Annotated in this window: 16 protein-coding genes, 2 tRNA genes and 1 pseudogene; 12 read left to right on the forward strand and 7 right to left on the reverse strand. The window is 45.1% G+C overall.

Annotated elements, in window-relative coordinates:
* A partial coding sequence (locus AB4249_RS09660; RefSeq protein ID WP_372102918.1) for a VCBS domain-containing protein occupies positions 1-1,385 on the reverse strand: 1,385 nt, incomplete at its 3' end.
* 233 nt (positions 1,386-1,618) lie between these two features.
* Between AB4249_RS09660 and AB4249_RS09665 the strand changes: the two genes are divergently transcribed.
* The 5 genes from AB4249_RS09665 to AB4249_RS09685 all read left to right on the forward strand — a co-directional run bounded on the left by AB4249_RS09665 (position 1,619) and on the right by AB4249_RS09685 (position 9,150).
* On the forward strand, positions 1,619-2,083 hold the full coding sequence (locus AB4249_RS09665; protein ID WP_372102920.1) for a hypothetical protein: 465 nt from the start codon (positions 1,619-1,621) through the stop codon (positions 2,081-2,083).
* Between the two features lie 99 nt (positions 2,084-2,182).
* Complete coding sequence (locus tag AB4249_RS09670) at positions 2,183-3,625, forward strand: TolC family protein (protein WP_102333470.1); 1,443 nt, start codon at positions 2,183-2,185, stop codon at positions 3,623-3,625.
* Between the two features lie 11 nt (positions 3,626-3,636).
* Positions 3,637-5,367 carry an efflux RND transporter periplasmic adaptor subunit gene (locus AB4249_RS09675; RefSeq protein WP_372102922.1) on the forward strand — a complete coding sequence of 577 codons (1,731 nt, stop codon included), beginning with the start codon at positions 3,637-3,639 and terminating at the stop codon, positions 5,365-5,367.
* Positions 5,364-8,507: an efflux RND transporter permease subunit gene (locus tag AB4249_RS09680; RefSeq protein WP_372102924.1), complete on the forward strand. Its 3,144-nt coding sequence runs from the start codon at positions 5,364-5,366 to the stop codon at positions 8,505-8,507. Before AB4249_RS09675 ends, AB4249_RS09680 begins: the two co-directional genes overlap by 4 nt.
* Before the next feature lie 103 nt (positions 8,508-8,610).
* A complete protein-coding gene (locus AB4249_RS09685) occupies positions 8,611-9,150 on the forward strand; it encodes a cupredoxin family protein (protein ID WP_017059274.1) in 540 nt (179 codons plus the stop codon).
* A 126-nt stretch (positions 9,151-9,276) separates the two neighbouring features.
* Here the strand turns inward: AB4249_RS09685 and AB4249_RS09690 are convergent, their stop codons facing one another.
* The 3 genes from AB4249_RS09690 to AB4249_RS09700 form a co-directional block, all read right to left on the reverse strand.
* Positions 9,277-9,534 carry a hypothetical protein gene (locus AB4249_RS09690; RefSeq protein WP_065583933.1) on the reverse strand — a complete coding sequence of 86 codons (258 nt, stop codon included), beginning with the start codon at positions 9,532-9,534 and terminating at the stop codon, positions 9,277-9,279.
* 307 nt (positions 9,535-9,841) lie between these two features.
* A tRNA-Gly gene (locus AB4249_RS09695) sits at positions 9,842-9,916 on the reverse strand.
* Between the two features lie 38 nt (positions 9,917-9,954).
* A tRNA-Gly gene (locus AB4249_RS09700) sits at positions 9,955-10,029 on the reverse strand.
* Positions 10,030-10,554: 525 nt separating this feature from the next.
* On the opposite strand from AB4249_RS09700, the gene AB4249_RS09705 reads away from it, so the two are divergent.
* The 6 genes from AB4249_RS09705 (at position 10,555) to AB4249_RS09730 (ending at position 16,025) form a co-directional block, all read left to right on the forward strand.
* Complete coding sequence (locus AB4249_RS09705) at positions 10,555-11,718, forward strand: threonine/serine exporter family protein (RefSeq protein ID WP_004731486.1); 1,164 nt, start codon at positions 10,555-10,557, stop codon at positions 11,716-11,718.
* A 179-nt stretch (positions 11,719-11,897) separates the two neighbouring features.
* The gene (locus AB4249_RS09710) at positions 11,898-12,236 is read left to right on the forward strand and encodes a zinc ribbon domain-containing protein YjdM (RefSeq protein WP_004731484.1); all 339 of its coding nucleotides are present in this window, start codon (positions 11,898-11,900) and stop codon (positions 12,234-12,236) included.
* A gap of 72 nt (positions 12,237-12,308) precedes the next feature.
* Positions 12,309-12,803: a GNAT family N-acetyltransferase gene (locus AB4249_RS09715; protein ID WP_372102926.1), complete on the forward strand. Its 495-nt coding sequence runs from the start codon at positions 12,309-12,311 to the stop codon at positions 12,801-12,803.
* 92 nt (positions 12,804-12,895) lie between these two features.
* Complete coding sequence (locus AB4249_RS09720; RefSeq protein WP_017058964.1) at positions 12,896-13,327, forward strand: GNAT family N-acetyltransferase; 432 nt, start codon at positions 12,896-12,898, stop codon at positions 13,325-13,327.
* 140 nt (positions 13,328-13,467) lie between these two features.
* Positions 13,468-14,829, forward strand: coding sequence for a DUF1800 family protein (locus tag AB4249_RS09725; protein ID WP_372102928.1), 1,362 nt, complete (start codon positions 13,468-13,470; stop codon positions 14,827-14,829).
* An 8-nt stretch (positions 14,830-14,837) separates the two neighbouring features.
* Positions 14,838-16,025 (forward strand): DUF1501 domain-containing protein, encoded by a 1,188-nt coding sequence (locus AB4249_RS09730; protein ID WP_372102929.1) that lies wholly within the window; start codon positions 14,838-14,840, stop codon positions 16,023-16,025.
* Positions 16,026-16,093: 68 nt separating this feature from the next.
* Here the strand turns inward: AB4249_RS09730 and AB4249_RS09735 are convergent.
* Positions 16,094-16,700 (reverse strand): annotated as a pseudogene (locus AB4249_RS09735) (LysE family translocator).
* 102 nt (positions 16,701-16,802) lie between these two features.
* Between AB4249_RS09735 and AB4249_RS09740 the strand changes: the two are divergent.
* Complete coding sequence (locus AB4249_RS09740) at positions 16,803-17,687, forward strand: LysR family transcriptional regulator (RefSeq protein ID WP_372102931.1); 885 nt, start codon at positions 16,803-16,805, stop codon at positions 17,685-17,687.
* Between the two features lie 66 nt (positions 17,688-17,753).
* On the opposite strand, the gene AB4249_RS09745 is transcribed toward AB4249_RS09740, so the two are convergent.
* Positions 17,754-18,698 carry an ADP-ribosylglycohydrolase family protein gene (locus AB4249_RS09745; protein WP_372102933.1) on the reverse strand — a complete coding sequence of 315 codons (945 nt, stop codon included), beginning with the start codon at positions 18,696-18,698 and terminating at the stop codon, positions 17,754-17,756.
* 192 nt (positions 18,699-18,890) lie between these two features.
* Positions 18,891-19,817, reverse strand: coding sequence for an amino acid ABC transporter permease (locus AB4249_RS09750; RefSeq protein WP_029235910.1), 927 nt, complete (start codon positions 19,815-19,817; stop codon positions 18,891-18,893).
* Between the last annotated feature and the right edge of the window lie 94 nt (positions 19,818-19,911).

The following is a 19,911-nucleotide window of genomic DNA, read 5'->3' on the forward strand; positions in this document are numbered from 1 at the left end:
GTTACCGCACCGGTATTGGTGCCTGCAATCACAGCAGTATCATTAGTGCCATTAACGGTAATAGTGATTTGATGTGGTGTGCCATCAGCTGAGTGAACAGTGACGATGTCTGTCGCAGTTGAACCTTGGCCAAGTCTTTGAACTACTGGGTTATTGTTGTCTAAACTGTATGTCCACGCACCGTCTTTGGTGATGCTTAGCGTACCGAAATTACTAGTCACTTGTGAGGCTTGAAAGTGGTCCTCTCCAAGATCAGAGTCCGTTACCGAAAGCTGCCCTTGAACTTGTGTCGTTAAATCTTCAGCTAACGTGCCAGCATCCACACCCGTAATTACGGCATTGTCGTCGTTTCCGCCAATCGTCATATCGATCGTTTGCGGTGTGCCATCTTTGGTGTGAATTGTGAAACTTTCATGCAGTGAAGTGGCTGCGGTTAAAGCTTGAACATTAGAGAGCGAGTTATCAACTTGATACTGCCAATGTCCATCAGCATCGATAGTTAATGAACCATATTTACCTGAGATAACTTCCGGCGTAACCGAACTTTCATTTTGGTCAGGGTCTATGACATCGATTTTGCCGTTCGCATGTAACAAGCCTTGTGAATCAATATTGTGATCTTCTGTTACCACACCTGTTAAGTCTCCAGAAATATTTGGCGTGTCTTGCTTACCTGTTACCGGTATCTGAACAATGATGCTCGAGCCGTTAGATAGATGTAACGCAAAATGATCAGTACCTGGTTGGTGCTGGTTTAACAGGATGTATTGAGGAGAATTTGGATTCAATACGAATGTGTATTGACCATTTGCATCAACATGAAGCTCTCCGTAGGTACCTTTTATGACTTCTGGCATAAAGGTGACGGGTAAAGCGGGTGTCGTCGGCGCATTTGAATGAGTCGGCTGACCGTTACTTCCTGAGGAGATAGTCGGCATCGATACCGAAGGAATGTAATGGACTTGCGGGTGAGAAAGCGTCGACAAATGATGAGAAGGAACCAAGTGAGAGCTCGAACCATGGGCGGCATGACTTGCACTTAAGGTGGAGTTTACGTCGCTGTCACTCGTCTGAGCTTCTTGGAGAGCAACCGCTGATGAGTCCGCCTTGCTATGGTCATCGGTGACATCTTTTTCGGTCACGTTATTTGCGGTTACTTGATCTGCAGCGTCGCTGGAATTGTCTATACTTTCCGCAGCAGCGTGTTTAGCCAATGATGGCAAAATCATCATGAGTGACTGAAAAAGTGGGATATTCACTTTTAGATGTGAATGCAGTCTGCGCTTCTTTTTTTGTGTTGGTTTCTTTTGTTCTAGCTTGTTACTTTTCTTATTTTTGATTTCTGTATTTTTCTTGTTTGCTTCGACGTTTTTTTTGTTAGCCATTTTTATCATCCGTGAATCGTGGTTGCACTATCTTAAGTAAAATACACAGATAGAGGTTTCGCTAGCTAATTGGATAATTTTTAAAGAAAAAACTGCAAAGTCGAAGAATTATCTCATTTTGATGAAAGAGAGGATGAATACTTTTTCAACGGTCAGGCAAATATCGGCACAATGGCATTGACCTTACCCTAAGGGTAACGTTTATAGTTGCGGTGTAAATTCAAAGGTAAGCTATGACAAACACATTCCGAAAAACTTGGATTATTGTTTTCAGCATCATTGCGATGTTGATGTCTAGCTATGCCTCAAGCTCCTCAGCCATGATGACTGAAGTAATGATGATGGAAATGGGGTCGAGCAAGTCGGCTTGTTACCACAGCGATACTTCGGTTAATGATTCAATGGCAGGGTGTCATGTGATGAGTGAAGAAGTACACGCTGAAGACTCTAACATGAGTGCCCATGCTTTGATGGCTCAATGCGATATGTCTTCAATGAGCGAAGACGGTAGCTCGATGATGGGTAACCATTGTTCGAGTGCCGATTGTTGTGCCTCAATGTGTTCTGCAAGTCCCTATCCAATTCAGGCTGTTCAAGCCGTTGATCAACTTTCCTTTTCATTAGCTCGTTTTCAATCGGTCACGATTGGCCAGAAAGTCGCACGCGCTCAATCTTTGCTACGCCCACCTTCCGCATAAATCTATATCTAAAAATACAGCTCTATCAGTTAGATAAATCTGATAAGCCATTCTTTTTTATGCGCTAATTAGCGTTAGATATGGACATTCATTGTGAATATGAAACCAACAACCTCTGTGTTTGTCATGAACACGAGCTTAGTGGTTGCTGCTACCTTGCCTATGGCCTTGTTTTCAAGTGCTACGCTCGCGGCTACCACGGCGTCAGCTTCAAATGCTCAACACATTTCAGCACATGACCAAGCAAGCTCGACGCAGCAACTCAATACACTGATTGAGATTGCTTTAAGCGAAGATGGAAATCGCAAACAGTACTTTGCTCAGTCTCAAGCGATGCGAGAAACGGGCATTGCCAGCTCGACCTTAATGGATCCTAAATTAAAAGTTGGATTTGGCGGTTTGCCTGTCGATAGCTTTCAATTCGATGAAGACCCGATGACCAATATATCGGTAGGGCTGATGCAGCAGTTTGAGCGTGGCGATACGCTTAACCTTCAACAAAAAAAGGCAGGCCAACAGGCAGATGCTTTAGCTTTGCAGGTGCAAGCAAGAGAATTGACGGTTGCGAATAGCATGACGCAGCTTTGGCTTAAGTTAGGTTATCAGCAAAAGGCTGAGTCGGTGATTCGTCAAAATCGTCGTTTGTTGGTTGAGCTTGAAAACTATGTACAAACCAATTACTCGATTGGTAAAAGCGAAGCGCAAGATCTGCTTAATGCTCAGCTCCAAGTGAGCAAGCTTGATGAGAAACTTCAGGCAAACCAGCAGGTTCAGCGTCGTCTAATCTCTCAGCTTTCTGAATGGTTGGGTTCTGATTGGCTAGGATCTCAGGTTCTTGATTCTCAGGGCACACTGAATGCAACTAACCAAATCGATTGGTCATTGTTGGAAAGCAAATTAGCGACCAATATCGATTCAACCAAGCACTACCAGCTACTGACTGACCATCCTTTGGTTAAGATCTCCGATGTCAGTATTTCCTCTAATCAAACTCAGGTTGAGTTAGCCGAGCAAGCTTATACCCCACAATTTGGGGTGGAAGTGATGTATGCACACCGTCAAGCCAATAACATGGCGGGTGAACCAGCTTCTGATCTGGTGAGTGCTTATCTGACAGTCGACATCCCGCTGTTTACGGGGAATCGACAAGATAAAAACTTATCGGCTGCTCAGTATCAAGTTGGTGCGGCTAAATCTCAAAAAGACACCTTACTTTCCCAAATGAACGCGCAAGTGAATGCATTGCTGGTGGACAGATCAAATCTGATCCAGCGATTAGATCGCTATCAAACGTCCTTGCTTCCTCAAACCGCAGCACGAATCAGCGCGGTTGAAAGGGGCTATCAAAACAATACCGCTCAGTTTAACGATGTCATTTTAGCAACGACCGATGAGCTGGCGCTTAAGTTAGAGCAACAACGTTTGATCACCGATCTCAACATCGTTAACAGCAAACTGGCGGCGTTAGTCAGTGGCTTTGAATACCAAGTAAACCAACCACAACTCAATTCAAGCGCAACTAAACACACAGCCAATCAATAAGGGAATAGACAATGAGTTCAGTAAAAGTAGCAACAATCGCTTTATTGGTCGGTGGTGCATTGGGTTTTGGTGTGAATCACTTTGTCGTTGGGTCAGCACATAACATGTCAGCAATGGCAACGAGTACAGGCGCCGAAGTAAGTAAACAAACCAAGGATGAGCCTTTGTATTGGGTAGCTCCGATGGACCCAAATTATCAGCGTGATAAGCCGGGCCAGTCGCCAATGGGGATGGATCTTATCCCTGTGTATGCAGACGATGTGAACGGCGGAGCTAAAGATAAGCCCGGAACCGTGTTTATTGATTCTTCCGTGGAAAATAACCTTGGCGTGAAAACCGCACAAGTCACACGAGAAGCGCTATCACCGCGCATTGAAACCGTGGGTTATGTGGCGTTCGATGAAAGTACATTGTGGCAAACCAACGTAAGAGCAGCTGGTTGGGTTGAGAAGCTCTACATCAACGCAGTGGGTGAGAAGGTAAACAAAGGTGATGTGCTTTTCACACTCTATTCTCCAGAGCTTGTTAAAGCACAAGAAGAGTTGATCAGTGCTTATAAAATGGGTCGTAAAGGTTTGATCAAGGGCTCGACTGAACGCTTGATTACCTTGGGTGTTGATAAGACGCAAATCCGCGCTATTACGCGCAAAGGCAAAGCTTCGCAAACCATTGAAATTAAAGCGCCAGCCGATGGTGTGATTGCAAGTCTGAATATCCGAGAAGGTGGTTACCTTTCACCTGCACAAGCGGTGATCAGTGCAGGCCCACTAGGCGAAGTATGGGTTGATGCTGAGGTGTTTGAGCGTCAAGCGCACTGGATCTCATCAGGCAGCAATGCGGTGATGACTCTAGATGCCATTCCCGGCAAAGAGTGGGTGGGTAATGTTGATTACGTTTACCCAATCCTTGACCCAAAAACTCGAACCTTGCGCGTTCGTTTGAAGTTCTCCAATCCCCATGGCGAGCTTAAGCCAAATATGTTTGCCAATATTGCGCTGAAACCCATCAGTGATGAAGCTGTCCTTACTATCCCAAGATCTTCGGTGATTCACTCCGGTGGTATGACTCGAGTGGTGATGTCAGAAGGTTCTGGCAAGTATCGCTCTGCTCGTATTGAGGTTGGTCGTGAAGCTGGCGAAAAAATAGAGGTGCTTCAAGGGCTAGAGCAAGGTGAGAGTATTGTCACTTCTGCGCACTTCATGTTGGATTCTGAATCGAGCCAATCAGCTGATCTGTCACGCATCAATGGTGTTGAAGAACAAGCTGAAACCGTATGGGCGAACGGTGAAATTTCCGACGTTATGCAAGGCAGTCGCATGGTGACGATTAACCATCAGCCTGTTCCTGAATGGGATTGGCCGGGCATGGTGATGAATTTCACCTTTGCGGAAGGCTTGGACATGAGTGACGTGCAACGTGGTAAGGCGATTGATTTTGAGATGAGAAAGACAGAGTCAGGGCAGTACGAGGTTGTTGATTACAAGGTCAACAAACACAAAATCGCTGGCGAAGTTTGGGTAACGGGTAACATCACCATGTTGATGGCAGATTTTGGCATGATCACCGTAAAACATCAGCCAGTCCCTGAGTGGAATTGGAAAGCGGGTGAAATGAATTTCCAAGCCAGTGATGACCTTGATTTATCTGAGTTTACCGAGGGTCAAACCATTCGGTTTCTAGTGGCGAAGCAAGGTTCTGATTATGTGCTCAAATCTTTAGAAGCGGGTGAGGGCGAACTATGATCAATGCAATCATTCGCTGGTCTATTAGCAACCGCTTCTTAGTGCTGGTTGCTACTGTAGCCATCGTATTTGGCGGCTTATACAGCGTTAAAAATACACCAGTCGATGCCATTCCAGATTTATCAGATGTTCAGGTAATTATCAAAACCAGTTATCCGGGGCAAGCGCCACAAGTGGTCGAAGATCAGGTGACTTATCCATTGACCACTGCCATGTTAGCTGTACCGGGTGCTGAAACGGTTCGTGGCTACTCGTTCTTTGGTGATTCCTATGTCTATATCATCTTCAATGACGATACTGATATGTACTGGGCACGTTCACGAGTGCTGGAGTACTTAAGCCAAGTTGCACCTAACTTGCCATCGAGTGCCAAGCCAACACTAGGGCCAGATGCAACCGGTGTGGGCTGGGTTTACAGCTACGTGTTGCAAGATAAAACCGGTCAGCATGACTTAGCGGAACTTCGTAGTTTGCAAGATTGGTTCTTGAAGTATGAATTGCAAACTGTAGAAGGCGTGTCTGAAGTGGCGACCGTTGGTGGCATGGTGAAGCAGTACCAAGTACAGATTGATCCTGCCAAGTTACGTGCTTACGACCTAACGCTTCAGCAAGTCAACAAGGCAATCCAAGATGGTAATCAAGAAACAGGAGCGTCTGTTGTTGAGATTGCGGAAGCCGAACATATGGTTCGTACCACCGGTTACCTGACAAGCATCGAAGACATTCAATCTCTGCCGCTAAAAGTGACCGACAAAGGTACTCCGTTGCTATTAGGTGACATTGCTGACATTAATCTTGGCCCGCAAATGCGTCGCGGTATCTCTGAACTCAATGGTGAGGGTGAAGCGGTTGGCGGCGTTATTGTGATGCGCTTTGGTGAAAATGCCAGTGAAGTGATCGACTCGGTGAAATCCAAGCTCGCTGAACTGCAAGCTGGTTTACCTGATGGTGTCGAGATTGTCGCAACTTATGACCGTTCTACTTTGATTGATTCAGCCGTTGAAAACCTTTGGAAGAAGCTGGCTGAAGAGTTCATCGTGGTCGCCGTCGTGTGTGCGCTGTTCTTGTTCCATATCCGATCATCACTGGTTATCGCGCTAAGTCTGCCTGTCGGTATCTTAGGCGCATTCATCGTTATGCATTGGCAGGGTATTAACGCCAACATTATGTCTCTTGGCGGGATCGCGATTGCGATTGGCGCCATGGTGGATGGTGCCATAGTGATGATTGAGAACGTTCATAAACACATTGAACGGACTCCGCTTACTGACAAAAACCGTTGGCAAGTGATTGGTAAGGCAGCAGAAGAAGTTGGCGCGCCGCTGTTCTTCTCTCTGATTATCATTACCTTGAGTTTTGTGCCTGTGTTCGCGCTAGAAGGGCAAGAGGGCAAGATGTTCTCGCCACTTGCGTTTACCAAGACGTATGCGATGGCCGCAGCGGCGGGTTTGGCTATCACGCTTGTGCCTGTGCTAATGGGTTACTTCATTCGCGGTAACGTGTTGCCTGAACACAAAAACCCAGTCAACCGCAGCCTAGTGGCGATGTACAAACCGCTTCTGAACCTCAGCCTAAAATATCCAAAGGTGATGATTGTTATCGCACTTGGCTTAATGGCGTCTGCTTATTACCCAACCAGTAAGCTTGGTAGTGAGTTCATCCCTCCTTTGGACGAAGGGGATTTGATGTACATGCCAACCACGTATCCGGGCATCTCAATAGGTAAGGCTCGTGAGTTGTTGCAACAAACCAACAAGCTCATTAAAACCATTCCAGAAGTCGAAACCACGTGGGGCAAAATTGGTCGAGCAGAGACAGCAACCGATCCTGCACCGTTAACCATGATTGAAACCGTGATTCAGCTTAAACCGCGAGATGAGTGGCGTGACGGTGTCACTACGGAGTCTCTGCGTAAAGAGTTTGATGATCTGATTCAGTTCCCAGGTTTAACCAATGCGTGGGTTATGCCAATCAAAACTCGTATCGACATGTTAGCGACCGGTATCAAAACGCCAATCGGAATCAAAATAGCAGGGCCAGATCTGAGTGTTATAGAGGACATTGGCTCTCAGCTGGAACCTATCTTAAATGGTGTTAGCGGTACGGCTTCTGTGTATGCCGAACGTGTGGCTGGTGGTCGCTATGTCACGATAGACATCAAGCGCCGCTCTGCTGCTCGTTACGGATTAAGCGTCAAAGAGGTTCAGCAGGTTATTTCGACTGCGGTTGGTGGCATGAACGTGGGCGAAACCGTTGAGGGGCTAGAGCGTTACCCAATCAATGTCCGTTACCCACAAAGCTATCGTGATTCTGTCGTTAAGCTGCAGAACCTGCCGTTAGTGACACCAAATGGAGCGCGAATTGCTTTGTCTGATGTCGCGGATATTCGCTATGAAGATGGGCCACCAATGATTAAGACGGAGAACGCGCGTCCTAATGGCTGGGTGTTCGTTGACATCGAAGGTCGCGACCTTGGTTCTTATGTGGCAGAGGCGCAAAAAGTCGTTACAGATCAAATCGTCTTGCCTGCTGGATATTCATTGGCATGGTCTGGTCAATACGAATACATGGAGCGCGCCAAAGAACGTTTAAGTGTCGTTGTGCCAATTACCATCGCCATCATCATGTTGTTGCTCTACCTCAGTTTCCGCCGTGTCGGTGAGGTGATGATGATCATGCTGACATTACCACTCGCGATGGTTGGTGGTTTATGGCTAATGCATATCCTCAATTACAACTTCTCCATTGCAGTGGGGGTGGGCTTCATCGCCCTTGCCGGGGTAGCTGTTGAGATAGGTGTGATCATGTTGGTCTACCTAAACCAAGCATGGCACTACAAAAAATTGGATGCGGAGCAGAACCAGCAAGCACTTCAGAGTGAAGACTTAACGGATGCGATTCGTGAGGGTGCAGGACTGCGTGTTCGCCCAGTGATGATGACAGTACTTACGGTGATCATTGGCCTCATTCCAATTATGTATGGCGAGGGAACGGGCTCTGAAGTGATGCAGCGAATTGCCGCGCCGATGATAGGCGGAATGGCGTCGGCACTGTTGCTTACCCTACTGGTTTTGCCTGCAATCTTTAAGCTCTGGAAACAGCGAGAGATTACTCAGAGCCAAAACGAGACAAGTAAATAACGCACTGACTATAAAGCCCTTACTTGCGAGACCGGAGTAGGTAAGGGCGCACCACATGAACATGTGAAACTAACATAAAACAGAATTAATCTAAGGAACGACCATGAAAAAGACACTAATTGCTATCGCTCTAACACTGACCACTGCAACGGCTTTTGCTGAAATGGCTCACTCAATGATGAAAAATGGAGAGATGGATCATTCAAAAATGGATCACAGCATGATGAAGGATGGAAAGATGGACCATTCGATGATGAATATGGAAGGCATGTCTGAAGTGGGTATGCCTGCGACAGGCGCAAAGCCGGATAAAGTGGTTCATGTTCTGCTAAGTGACGATATGAAAATCACATTTAAGAACAAGGTTGATATTGAGCCGAACGACGTGGTGCAGTTCGTTGTGATGAACACAGGCAAGATTGATCACGAATTTTCGATTGGTTCTGCTTCAGAGCAGCTAGAGCACCGTGAAATGATGAAAAACATGGGTAATCACGCTCATGACTTGGGCAGCACAGTTACAGTTAAGCCGGGTAAAGCGAAGCAATTGCTGTGGCATTTCCATGGTGATAATAACGTAGAGTTAGCGTGCAATATCCCTGGTCACGCTGAAGCGGGTATGGTGAAGTCGTTAACGCTTTAGACGTTAATCAATAGCGCTTTGTTGAATTAGAAATTCAATGAGGGCTAGAAAATTAAAGATAAGTCTTAACTTATACCTAAAGCGCTTTGCTGTGAGGGATTCGCTGAGGCTTATCTTTATTTATAGTCACTGTAGCAAGATAGAAGTTTCAAGCAGATGGTGTGCTTCGCCGCTCAGATGCGGTAGCTCTGCCATGATCTTTTTAAACTTGTCATCGATTGACTCTGCTTCATTCAGCGATCGAAAAGCCAGTACAGCCTGTTCAGGCTCGCTGTTCACATAACCTTTCAATGTATCTAGCTGAATTTTATTGGCATTTTCAACTTTTGCTAGCGCGACATTAATTGCTTCGATGCTAATTGTTAACTCATTGCTTTTAAACATTTTTTATTATTTATGGGTTGTTGCTAATGCGCGCACATTAACACAATGATTTTTGCAGATATTGACCAAGATTATTAAATTGGAACAATTTTGAAAATCATTAAAAGCTGAACTGCAATGTGTGATTTGGATAGGTGTCAGAAATACGAAGCGAATTAAGGAGTTAATAGCTTTGGTTGGTCAATCTAAGCTTAAACAAAATAAGTTTAATCAGTATAGATTTAATGACTATGGATTTAACTAACGGAGAAAGTTTTTGAATAGCGTGTCGCTGGAATAAAGCACGTCATGGAGCATAAGGAGAAGTTGGAGCGTGCAGCGGGAATCGAACCCGCATCATCAGCTTGGAAGGCTGAGGTAATAGCCATTATACGATGCACGCACACTGTCTTAAGAGTAAGACTGAGGCATCAAGAAGACTGGAGCGTGCAGCGGGAATCGAACCCGCATCATCAGCTTGGAAGGCTGAGGTAATAGCCATTATACGATGCACGCACATCGTCTTAACGAGTTTGATAATGCCACATCTAACTGAAAACGAAACCTTTTTCTTTCATTTTTATTCTAAGTGCTCGCATAACCACCACTCCGCTAGTTTTTCCATCATGTTCGGCGCTTTCAGAGTGAATAAAACGTGACTAAAATCTCGTTAAAAGGAGGGCGAGAAATATTAGTAGATGTCATGCTGCTTTTTGCGATAAATCCGAGTCAATTTATAAACACGCTTTGGTGGTGCTTAGTTGTCATAAAGCTCATGAAAATTAAGGAATTTGGAGTGTTAACATAAACTGATTTTTATTTGTGTTTTGGCGTCCACTAATAACAATCTGAATGCATAAATTTAACTTATCAGCCTGTCAAAACATTCAGTAAACTAATCCCAAATGAGTAGAGTTATAGGCACTTATAAGCCTTTGCAGAAAAAAGTAACGAGTTCAGTTGATAATTCACGCAAAAGTCTCGTCATTCCGTCTATCGTTTGGTACATTTGCCGCACATTTTGTCTCCCCTAAAATTCCCATGCCTTCTCAGTTCCGAATTAACAAAATTGTTGAAATTGGTGACACTCTTCACCGCAGTGGCTGTGCTCCTTACAAGCTAGAGAAATACACTCAATTCTATGCAAAAAAGCATGGTGTGGATGTGATGATCCAAGCAACGCCAACTGCGATTAACTATCAATTTCCAGACGATAACAACGCCGTTATTCTTAAGCGTCTAAAGCCTGCGTCAATTAACCTGAGTTTGTTGGCCAATACGATCATTCGTATTAACCAACCGAGCAGTGAGCCTGTACCAGAGCCTGTCGGTTACTCTAAATTTGTGACGGCACTTGCCAATATGGGTATTCCGCCTGCGTATTTGATGCTGGTGGGCAGTACGTTGGAAGCGGTTGGATTTTCTGCGTTATTGGGTTTGATGGTTTGGGTATGTCAGCAAGTTCTTCATTCACGTCGTGCTATCGCGGTTGAATTCATCTCGGCACTGTTAACGGGTATTTTCGTGGCGTTTTTGGCAAGTACAGGATTGCCGATTCCGGTGTGGGCGTTGTGTATCGCCTCGATTGTCTTGTTTGTCCCCGGTTTATCCATAGCCAACGCATTAGAATGTTTGGCGTTTAATGACTTGGTTTCTGGTACCAGCTTGTTAGGGCAGAGCGCCTTAACTCTGATTAAGCTGTTTGTCGGGATTATCATGGGGCTCAACATCGGTGAAGCGATATGGGGACAAGCGGTTTCCATCGACTATACCAATGCGGTACCAATGTGGATGCACATATCTGGCTTGGTGTTGATCTCAGTGTCTATCGGTGTGATGTTCAATGCGCGCCCTAAAGACATCTTGCTTGGTTTGCCAGTCGCGGTTCTTGGCATGTGGGGGCCGTTCTACCTCGGCTTTGATAGTGGTTGGGTTGTGGGCACTTGGGTAACCACGGTTCTTATTACTCTATACGGAACTTGGATCGCCAAGAAGATGGAGCTCACAGGCTCTATTTATATCGTGCAAGGGATTATCATTTTGGTTCCGGGTAGCCGAGTATTAGTGAGTGCCAGTCAGTCTGTGTTTGAACAATCGATTTTGCCTATTCCAAGTATTGGTTTGTCGGCGTTATTCATGTTCTCTGCAATTGTGGCAGGGCAAATCACCGCTTACTCGATTTACTCACCAAAAGTCGAACGTTAAGCCGTTCCGCTTTTCAAACCTTTAAACAAACACAGCTTAGCGGCTGTGTTTGTTCGTTTTAGGTGCTGCTCTTTTTTGAAGACAATTAGCTCTCCGTAAAACTTGTTAGATTTATGCTCGCTAAGCCTGACAAGAGCCATTAAAATGGAACAAATTCTATTTAAATTAAGTATTAACGTATGTCTCTACCTCCTTGCCCGCAATGCCAATCTGAATATGTTTACCCAGACCAAAACAACCTAATCTGCCCTGAGTGTGCCTATGAATGGAATCCGGAAGAAGAACGTTTAGAAAGAGAAGCTGCGCGTGTTAAGGACGTGAATGGCGTTGTATTGGAAAGTGGCGATAAAGTTACCTTCATTAAAGATCTAAAAATTAAAGGCAGTTCTAGCGTATTGAAAATTGGTACTAAAGCTGTGATTCGACGCATCAATGAAGGCAAAGATCACCAACTAGATTGCAAGCTGGATGGTGGCGGTGAAATGCTGGTTACGGCGAAGTACGTTAAGAAGCAGTAGTCGATAATAGGTCAAAATTGCGAGTCGCTCCTGAACTAAATAGCGTAGAAGCCGTTGGAGAATCAACATCATATGGACATGGTTAAAGCTGCTCTTTCACATTCAACGGCCTTTCATTACTATGTGAACGCTTGCGCTGAGGATGGGGTAGATATTTACACGGGGATTTCCGATGGCAGTGATGCCTATTTAGAAAGACGAATTGCTTATTCAAAAGGCGAGGGTTTGCCAGAAGGGTGGACGCCTGCTTCTAAGTATTTTTGTATCGACTCTGGTCAAATCCTTGGTGTCATAAGAGTTCGTCATGGTACCAGTCCGCACATTCACGATGTTATTGGACATATCGGATATGAGACGCTGCCACAAGCCAGAGGGCGGGGTATCGCAAGTCATATGTTGTCTTGGGTTCAACGACAGGTATTGACTGAAAGCGCTATTATTACGTGTGAGAGGGGCAATATTGCTTCGCAAAAGGTGATAGAGAAGTGCGGTGGACAATTCCTGAATACCTTTTATTCAGAGCAAGATAAACACGAAGTCTTACGTTACCAACTAGAACCAAAATGAACATTTAAGCGTGGCATTTTTGGTTGTGTCTGGGGCTCTGAATTCCGGCTTAAACGAAAATGAAACCATAGCCAATTATTGTTGGAGGTATTTTGAAGTATTCAACAAGACCGGCTCAGTCATCAGATTATGAATTTCTGTTTGAGCTTAAGAAGGCCGCTGAGTTTGAACCAATCAAGGCCGTATTTGGCTGGGATGAACAAATTCAACGAGATATACACGCCGAAGAGTGGGCAGAAGAACGCCCTGAAATCATTGAATATCAAGGCAAGGCGATTGGCAGTGTGTTGTTGCAAGACAAAGGCGAACACTTCTATTTTTGCCGATTCTTCTTACTGCCTGATTATCATGGAAAGGGCATTGGTAGCCAAGTACTGAAAGATTGCTTAACTAAGGCTGACAGCCTCAATAAACCCGTCGAACTTTGTTACCTAAAAGGTAATCGAGTTGGGGAGTTGTACTTGAGGTTTGGCTTTGAAATCACCTCTCAGAACGAGCAGTTTGTCTATATGTGGCGTAAATAGACACTCATTCAAAATGATCACACCGTGTCGGTAACTTGATAGGCACCTGACACTTATCTAACGTAAAACCTTGTAAAGCTCCCTATGCTTGATGACTAAGCGATTACACTTAGAAAAGATCGAGCGTAAGGGAGTGTGCAATGAATTATTACCCGACTTCAAAAATCGTGGGTGAACAAAGGTTTGGCTTTGGGCCAAAACTAGGTCAAACAACCTATTATTCTCCTGTAGAACAGTTGGATAAAAAGCCATTCGTTCACCAAGCTATACAAGACTTACCGAGTACTGAATCTACTCTGATTAAAGTAGGAGAGAATCGTGTACAACGAATGAAGGCCAAGGGTGACGAACAACAGATGCAAGCCACGAAGAAAGAAGCGCAGTCTTTTCTTCGAACGCAGTATCGACAACAAGCTCAAGCTCGCCACCTACAAAGTGTTGAAACTCCTTATGGTTTTCAAGAGCGCATCATTCAGTTTTGGAGCAATCACTTCGCCATCTCGGTCGATAATCGAAAACTGATGCCCTTGGCCGCCAGCATTGAAAACGATGTGGTTCGCCAGCATTGGAATGGTAACTTTGGCGAGATGCTGATGGCTTCTTCTAAACATCCTGCGATGCTTCTGTATCTCGATAATCAACTCTCGATTGGTCCCAATTCAAAAGTCGGAAAGCGCCGTAATAAGGGGCTCAATGAGAACCTCGCTCGTGAGATCTTAGAACTCCACACTCTTGGCGTTGACGGTTCTTATACTCAGCAAGATGTTATTGCTTTAGCAAAAGGCATTTCAGGCTGGGGCATTAAATTCAAATCTCCTGATGCTGGTTTTCGATTCGCTAATAATCTGCATGAGCCAGGAAGTATCACACTGCTTGGAAAGTCCTATTCTCAATCCGGGGTCTCGCAAGGAGAGTCGTGTTTAAAAACCTTAGCGTCCCACAAAGACACTGCTGCGCACTTGGTTGATAAGCTTTGCCAGCATTTCATTGGCGACATATCTAAAGAACTCTCAGAGCAAATGGTTGCTGAATATCTGAAAGGCGAGGGAGATTTACTGCCTATCTATCGCTTGTTATTGAACAGCGCTGAGGCGAGTAAACCTAACCCTAATCGTTTTAGACCGCCGAAGGAGTGGCTGTTTGCCGTTCTTCGTAGTGCCGATATTTCTTTAAACGAGAAACAGGCATTCAATGCACTCAACAATTTAGGGCAGCCTCCTTTTAAACCGGGTTCACCTGCAGGCTGGTCGGATCAAGACAGAGACTACAATAGCCCTTCGGCGTTGACTCAACGTATGCAAGTTGCGAATAGGCTTGCGTCTGCTGCAATAAAATCGGCTAAAGCGTCAGGAGTTAAGCCGAAAGCGGTAGTGGATAAAGTGATCGCGGGTTTATATGGCGATGCTATTGATGAACACACCCAAATTGTATTGAACAAAGCCGACAGCGCTGCAATGCAACTTTCCCTGTTGTGGCTAAGTCCGCAGTTTCAATATCGTTAGGAGTGGGTATGAAAAAGTCAGATTGTTCTCAGAATAAAGCGCCACATAGTATTAACCGCCGCCAGTTCATGGGTATTGCGGCGGCTGTTGGCGTCAGTGCGATGCTGCCATTTCCAAGCTTTGCCAAAACAGGTTCAGACAATATCTTCATTTGGGTATCACTGCGTGGCGCGATGGATGGTTTAAATGTTGTAGTGCCGCATGCCGATCCGGATTACTCTAATTTGAGACCCAACATCGGATTAAAACCTGAACAGCTAGTGAAGTTGGATGATTTCTTTGGGCTTCACCCATCCCTAAAGCAATGCCATCAATGGTATGAGAGTAACGAACTCAGCTTTGTACACGCTTGTTCAACCGCTTATCGCGAGCGCTCACATTTTGATGGACAGAAGATATTGGAGAATGGCACTTCCGACCCGTTTAACACCGTAGGGTGGATTAACCGTTTACTCACGTTGAGCTCAGAAAAATACGATGGAATAGCGATTGATTCGGGCTTACCACTCATCATGCAGGGCGAATCGACCGTTGCAAGTTGGTACCCAAACCGCTTAAAAACACGTGATAAACAAACGGAACTGCTGGAAGAGTTGTTTCAAAGTGACCAAATGCTGTCTTCAAACTTTGAAAGTGTCATGAAGATAGATCAACTGGTAGGCGACCAAGGTGTCGGCAAACAGTTTAAATCATTGATGGGTAAAACAGGCGACATATTGTCGGCTGATAACGGACCAAACATCGCAGCGTTAGAACTCGGTGGGTGGGACACTCACGCCAATCAAGGCAACGTAAATGGACGGTTGAGTAATCAGCTTAAAACTTTGGATGTTGGGTTAGCGGCTCTCAAAGCTTCACTAGGTGATCGTTGGCAGAAGACAGTGATCATCGCGGCCAGTGAATTTGGTCGAACAGCAAAAGAAAATGGCACTAAAGGAACCGACCATGGCACCGGCAACGTCATGTTTGTTGCGGGTGGTGCGCTGCCATCGTTGAAAGGAGCGGGTGGTAAGGTTATTGCCAATTGGCCGGGATTGAGCCAAAGCCAACTATATGAAGGCCGAGACCTTAATCCAACGACTGATATGCGTTCGGTTATCAAGGGTGTGCTCAACCGACATTTATCGATAGAAGTGAAACAACTCAACACTATCTTCCCTGATAGTGCCGATATTAGACCGATGAATCTTGTCTAGAGGTTTACCAAGACCCAGTTAGATGCGATTCAGTCGTTTGAATCGCTTTCTATTTGTGACTCGCTTGTTTACGATTTAATCGCCAACAGTGCTCTGAACGTCACTAAGCCAAATCCACATGCTTGATTAAGCCTTTTCTTTGCTCTCAATAGATGCTTTTGCAATGTATTCGAAGTAAACAGCATAGCGACAACGCCAAACCATAAACCGTGAAGAACGATCATGTAAAGCCCATAGCCGAGCGCGACATGCTGGTTTTCTGCATCAGGTGAGATGACTTGGCTGAAGATGCTCAAAAAGAACAACATGGTTTTTGGGTTGAGCACGTTACATAAGAAGCCTTGGGCTAAATAGCTCCAAACACTGGTGCTTTGCATCTTCGATAGGTGCAAGCTTGTTGTCCGCACTCAAGATACCTTTTAGCCCTAGATAAATAAGGTAGGTTGCACCTGCGTATCTAATCATGTCAAACAGCTGCTCATTCTGTGAGATTAAGTAACTGATCCCAAGCATTGAATAACTGATGTGAACACAAATCGCTAAACTCACACCGATTGCAGTCCAAATCCCTGCTTGTCTTCCTTGATTGACACTGTTTTTCAAAACTAAAACGAAATCAGCGCCTGGGCTGATAACAATCAATAGTCCCAATACTGCTAGGCTTAACCACTCCATAATGACTCCAACTCTTTATATTTGATGAGCCAGCATTGTATGGTTTTTTATTGCTGCCTATAATCGAAATGAATTCCACCTATCTGTGAGAAAAAATCACACATGAGACATTTGAAAGCATTTCATATTTTCCACGTAGCAGCGCATTCGAGTAGTTACAGTGAAGCGGCGGATAAACTCAATATCACACATGGCGCGGTGAGTAAGCAGATCAAGGTATTGGAAAATCACTTATCCCAAGTTTTGTTCTACAAACAGGGCAGGAATGTGTGTCTCACCAAAGAAGGGGAATTACTCAAAGGTTACACAGAGCAAGCGTTCCAAGCCTTGGAGACTGGAGTCCATAAGCTTAATCAGCTGAATCATCAAGCGTTGGAAGTTTCATGCGAACCCACATTGACCATGCGTTGGTTAATGCCTCGACTCGGTGATTTCTATAACGAATCCGGAATTGATGTTCGATTGTCTACCGCAGGTGGACCTGTGACATTAGGCGCAACTGGATTAGATATGGCCATTCGCCGAGACGACTTCAACGTAACCGAGCATTACAAACAGATTCCGTTAGTCGAAGAATGGGTTGGCCCGGTGTTCTCACCTGATTATTGGCAACAGGTCAAAGACAAGCTAGCCGATGTGAAATTACTGCACAGCGCCACGCGACCAAACGCTTGGAGCCACTGGGTATCCATCACCAAAGATAGTGAGTTTGATAGCGGAATGGTGTCGCAAGCTATATCAAACCAGACCTTTGCACACTTCTATTTCTGCTTTCAAGCGGCCGTTGATGGGCTAGGAGCGGCTCTTGGTTCTTATCCATTGGTGGTTGATGATTTGAATAGAGGCAACTTAATCGCACCGTTTGGCTTTGTGCCTTCCGGCCATCAGTACATATTGCTCACACAAGATAACAACCATGATGAGCCAGAAAGCCCGTTTGTAGTTTGGCTAAAGAATGAGTTATCGCAGTGTGTTCCAGCCTTATAAGAACGAAAGTCTCCGCCCTAGAAGCTGACTTGTCTTAAGTCAGACTTTAGTTCGTTATTGTGGAAATCACTCAATAGGCAAAGACAGCACGCCACCATTGAGTTCGACTTGTTTTAGCCATTCGGTTGGAATTTCGCCATCTTCTTCGTAGAAACACGCCGCTAATACCGCGCCAATTACAATCGCACGCCCGCAGCTGTCACCGCCACATAAGATATTGTCTCGAATGCCTTGTTGATAACTCTGAGCACCTGCAATGATGCGAATCAGCAAGGGGAACGCAGCGCTCAATTCGCAATGCAATCCAAACTTCTTCGCGGCATCTGTAATCGAAAGCTCAGGATCAGCCAGTGCTTCGTCGATTTGATCGTGTATGAACTTGCTACAGGTTTGTCGCACCATTTCTACCGATTGCAGTGGCGAGTTGCCTTGAATTGCCGCTTGAATCAGTAGGGTGATGGCTTGTGCCCATTCCACGGCTTTGTCGTTGTTGTTGGTCACTCGTACCGCACTCTCTACCATTGCTGGTAAGGTGTGAGAGGTGTAAGTACACGCCACTAATGGAATGATCTTTGAGACTGCGGGGAGCTGTGTATCATCCGCGCCACAGGCAGTAATCGGGGCATTTGCCAATTCTAATTGATGGATGTTCAACAAGCTCATACGAGTCGCTTTATCAATATAGCCTCGCCAACTACCACCAAAATCAAACCAGAATCGGAAGTGCTTGATGTAGTTCGCTTCATCGTACTGTTGGTTGTCGACTAAACTGTCGACCATCGCCAATAGCTGAGCACCATATTGCGATTGCTCGCCTGCGGTTTTACCTTGGTGCGCAAAGTAGCCCTTGTCTTGGTAATCGAACTGATTCGGTGAGCGAAATTCTGGCTCAAAACCTGCTACGTGTAAGATCCTCTCTTGGTCATATAGCCAGTGCAGCCCCATTGAAGCAGCGTCTCCAACTAATGCGCCGACAACGGCGTAAAAAGCTCTTTCTTTATGATTGTCCATGTTGAGCGATGTCCTTGAGATGAATCAACGTAGTTCGATACGTTAAGTATAGTGATTAGCCGAGCATTTTGCTGTGTTTCTAAGAAGAAATATGAAGGAATAAATCCTGACTGATCAATAACTTAAATCAATCAGGTGAAATGGGTAAGGGTGATGAATAGCTGGGCGAGTCGGTACTTCTTATTAATGACGTTACTGATGGTTAAGGTAAGCACTAGAACGTTGCTCAATCACTTTGAACAGACGCGAAAGCACAAAGCATAAAGCAAAATATACGAAGCCTACAATCAGCCAGATCTCGAAGATCAAACCTGACGAGTTTGCCATTTCAGTACCAACGAAAGTCATCTCTTGGATAGAAATCAGAGACACAATCGACGTGTCTTTAACCAAAGAGATTGCTTGGCCAGCCAATGGCGGTGTGATGGCCGTTAATACTTGCGGGCCAACCACAAATCGATACTTAGACAATGCCGATAAGCCGAGTGAATCGGCCGCTTCCCATTGGCCTTTTGGAATACTTTCTAAGCCAGCTCGAATCACTTCTGCGATGTAAGCCGAAGAGAGCAAACCGATACAGATAACACCAGACGCCAAGTTTTCCCAAAGGTTAGCAGGACCAAACAGAAAGGCTTGAACAGCGTTAATATCGCCGTTGTGTTCACGCAAGATACTTTCTAAACCAAGTAATGGAATCAGTTGGTTTGAAACGAAAAAATAGAATATGAAGACAAACACCAGCGGCGGAATATTTCGAACCAACTGGATAAAAATCAGTGCAGGGGTACGAAAGAAAGTGATTTTAGAGTGCCTTGCAACGCCAAGTAATGTACCAAAAGAGAGTGCTAACACCATACTCCAAACACTCAAGCGCAGTGTCGCGATCAAGCCTTGGAAAAAGTAAGGAATATTGCCTTGAGAAGGCGGAATGAAAATCAGGGTAAACGCATCTTCCCAGCGCCACTGGTAGTTAATACCAACAGCGGAACGATAATAAAGCCAGCCTGCAAACACACAAATGACAGCTAGTAACACGCCATCTAAAAGGTTAAGGCGTTGATACCAAGGCTTCATATGAACGTTGGGCTTAGGTGTTGTTAATGCGCTAGTACTACTCACGTCATTCCTGTTTAAACGATAATAATTGATGTGTTGTGAGAGGTGGCTATGAGGTCATAGCTATCTCGTTGTTTTTAACAAGGCAGCGCAAACA

The organism is Vibrio sp. 10N.261.55.F4 (assembly GCF_041470465.1).
Taxonomy (GTDB): Bacteria; Pseudomonadota; Gammaproteobacteria; order Enterobacterales; family Vibrionaceae; genus Vibrio; species Vibrio crassostreae_C.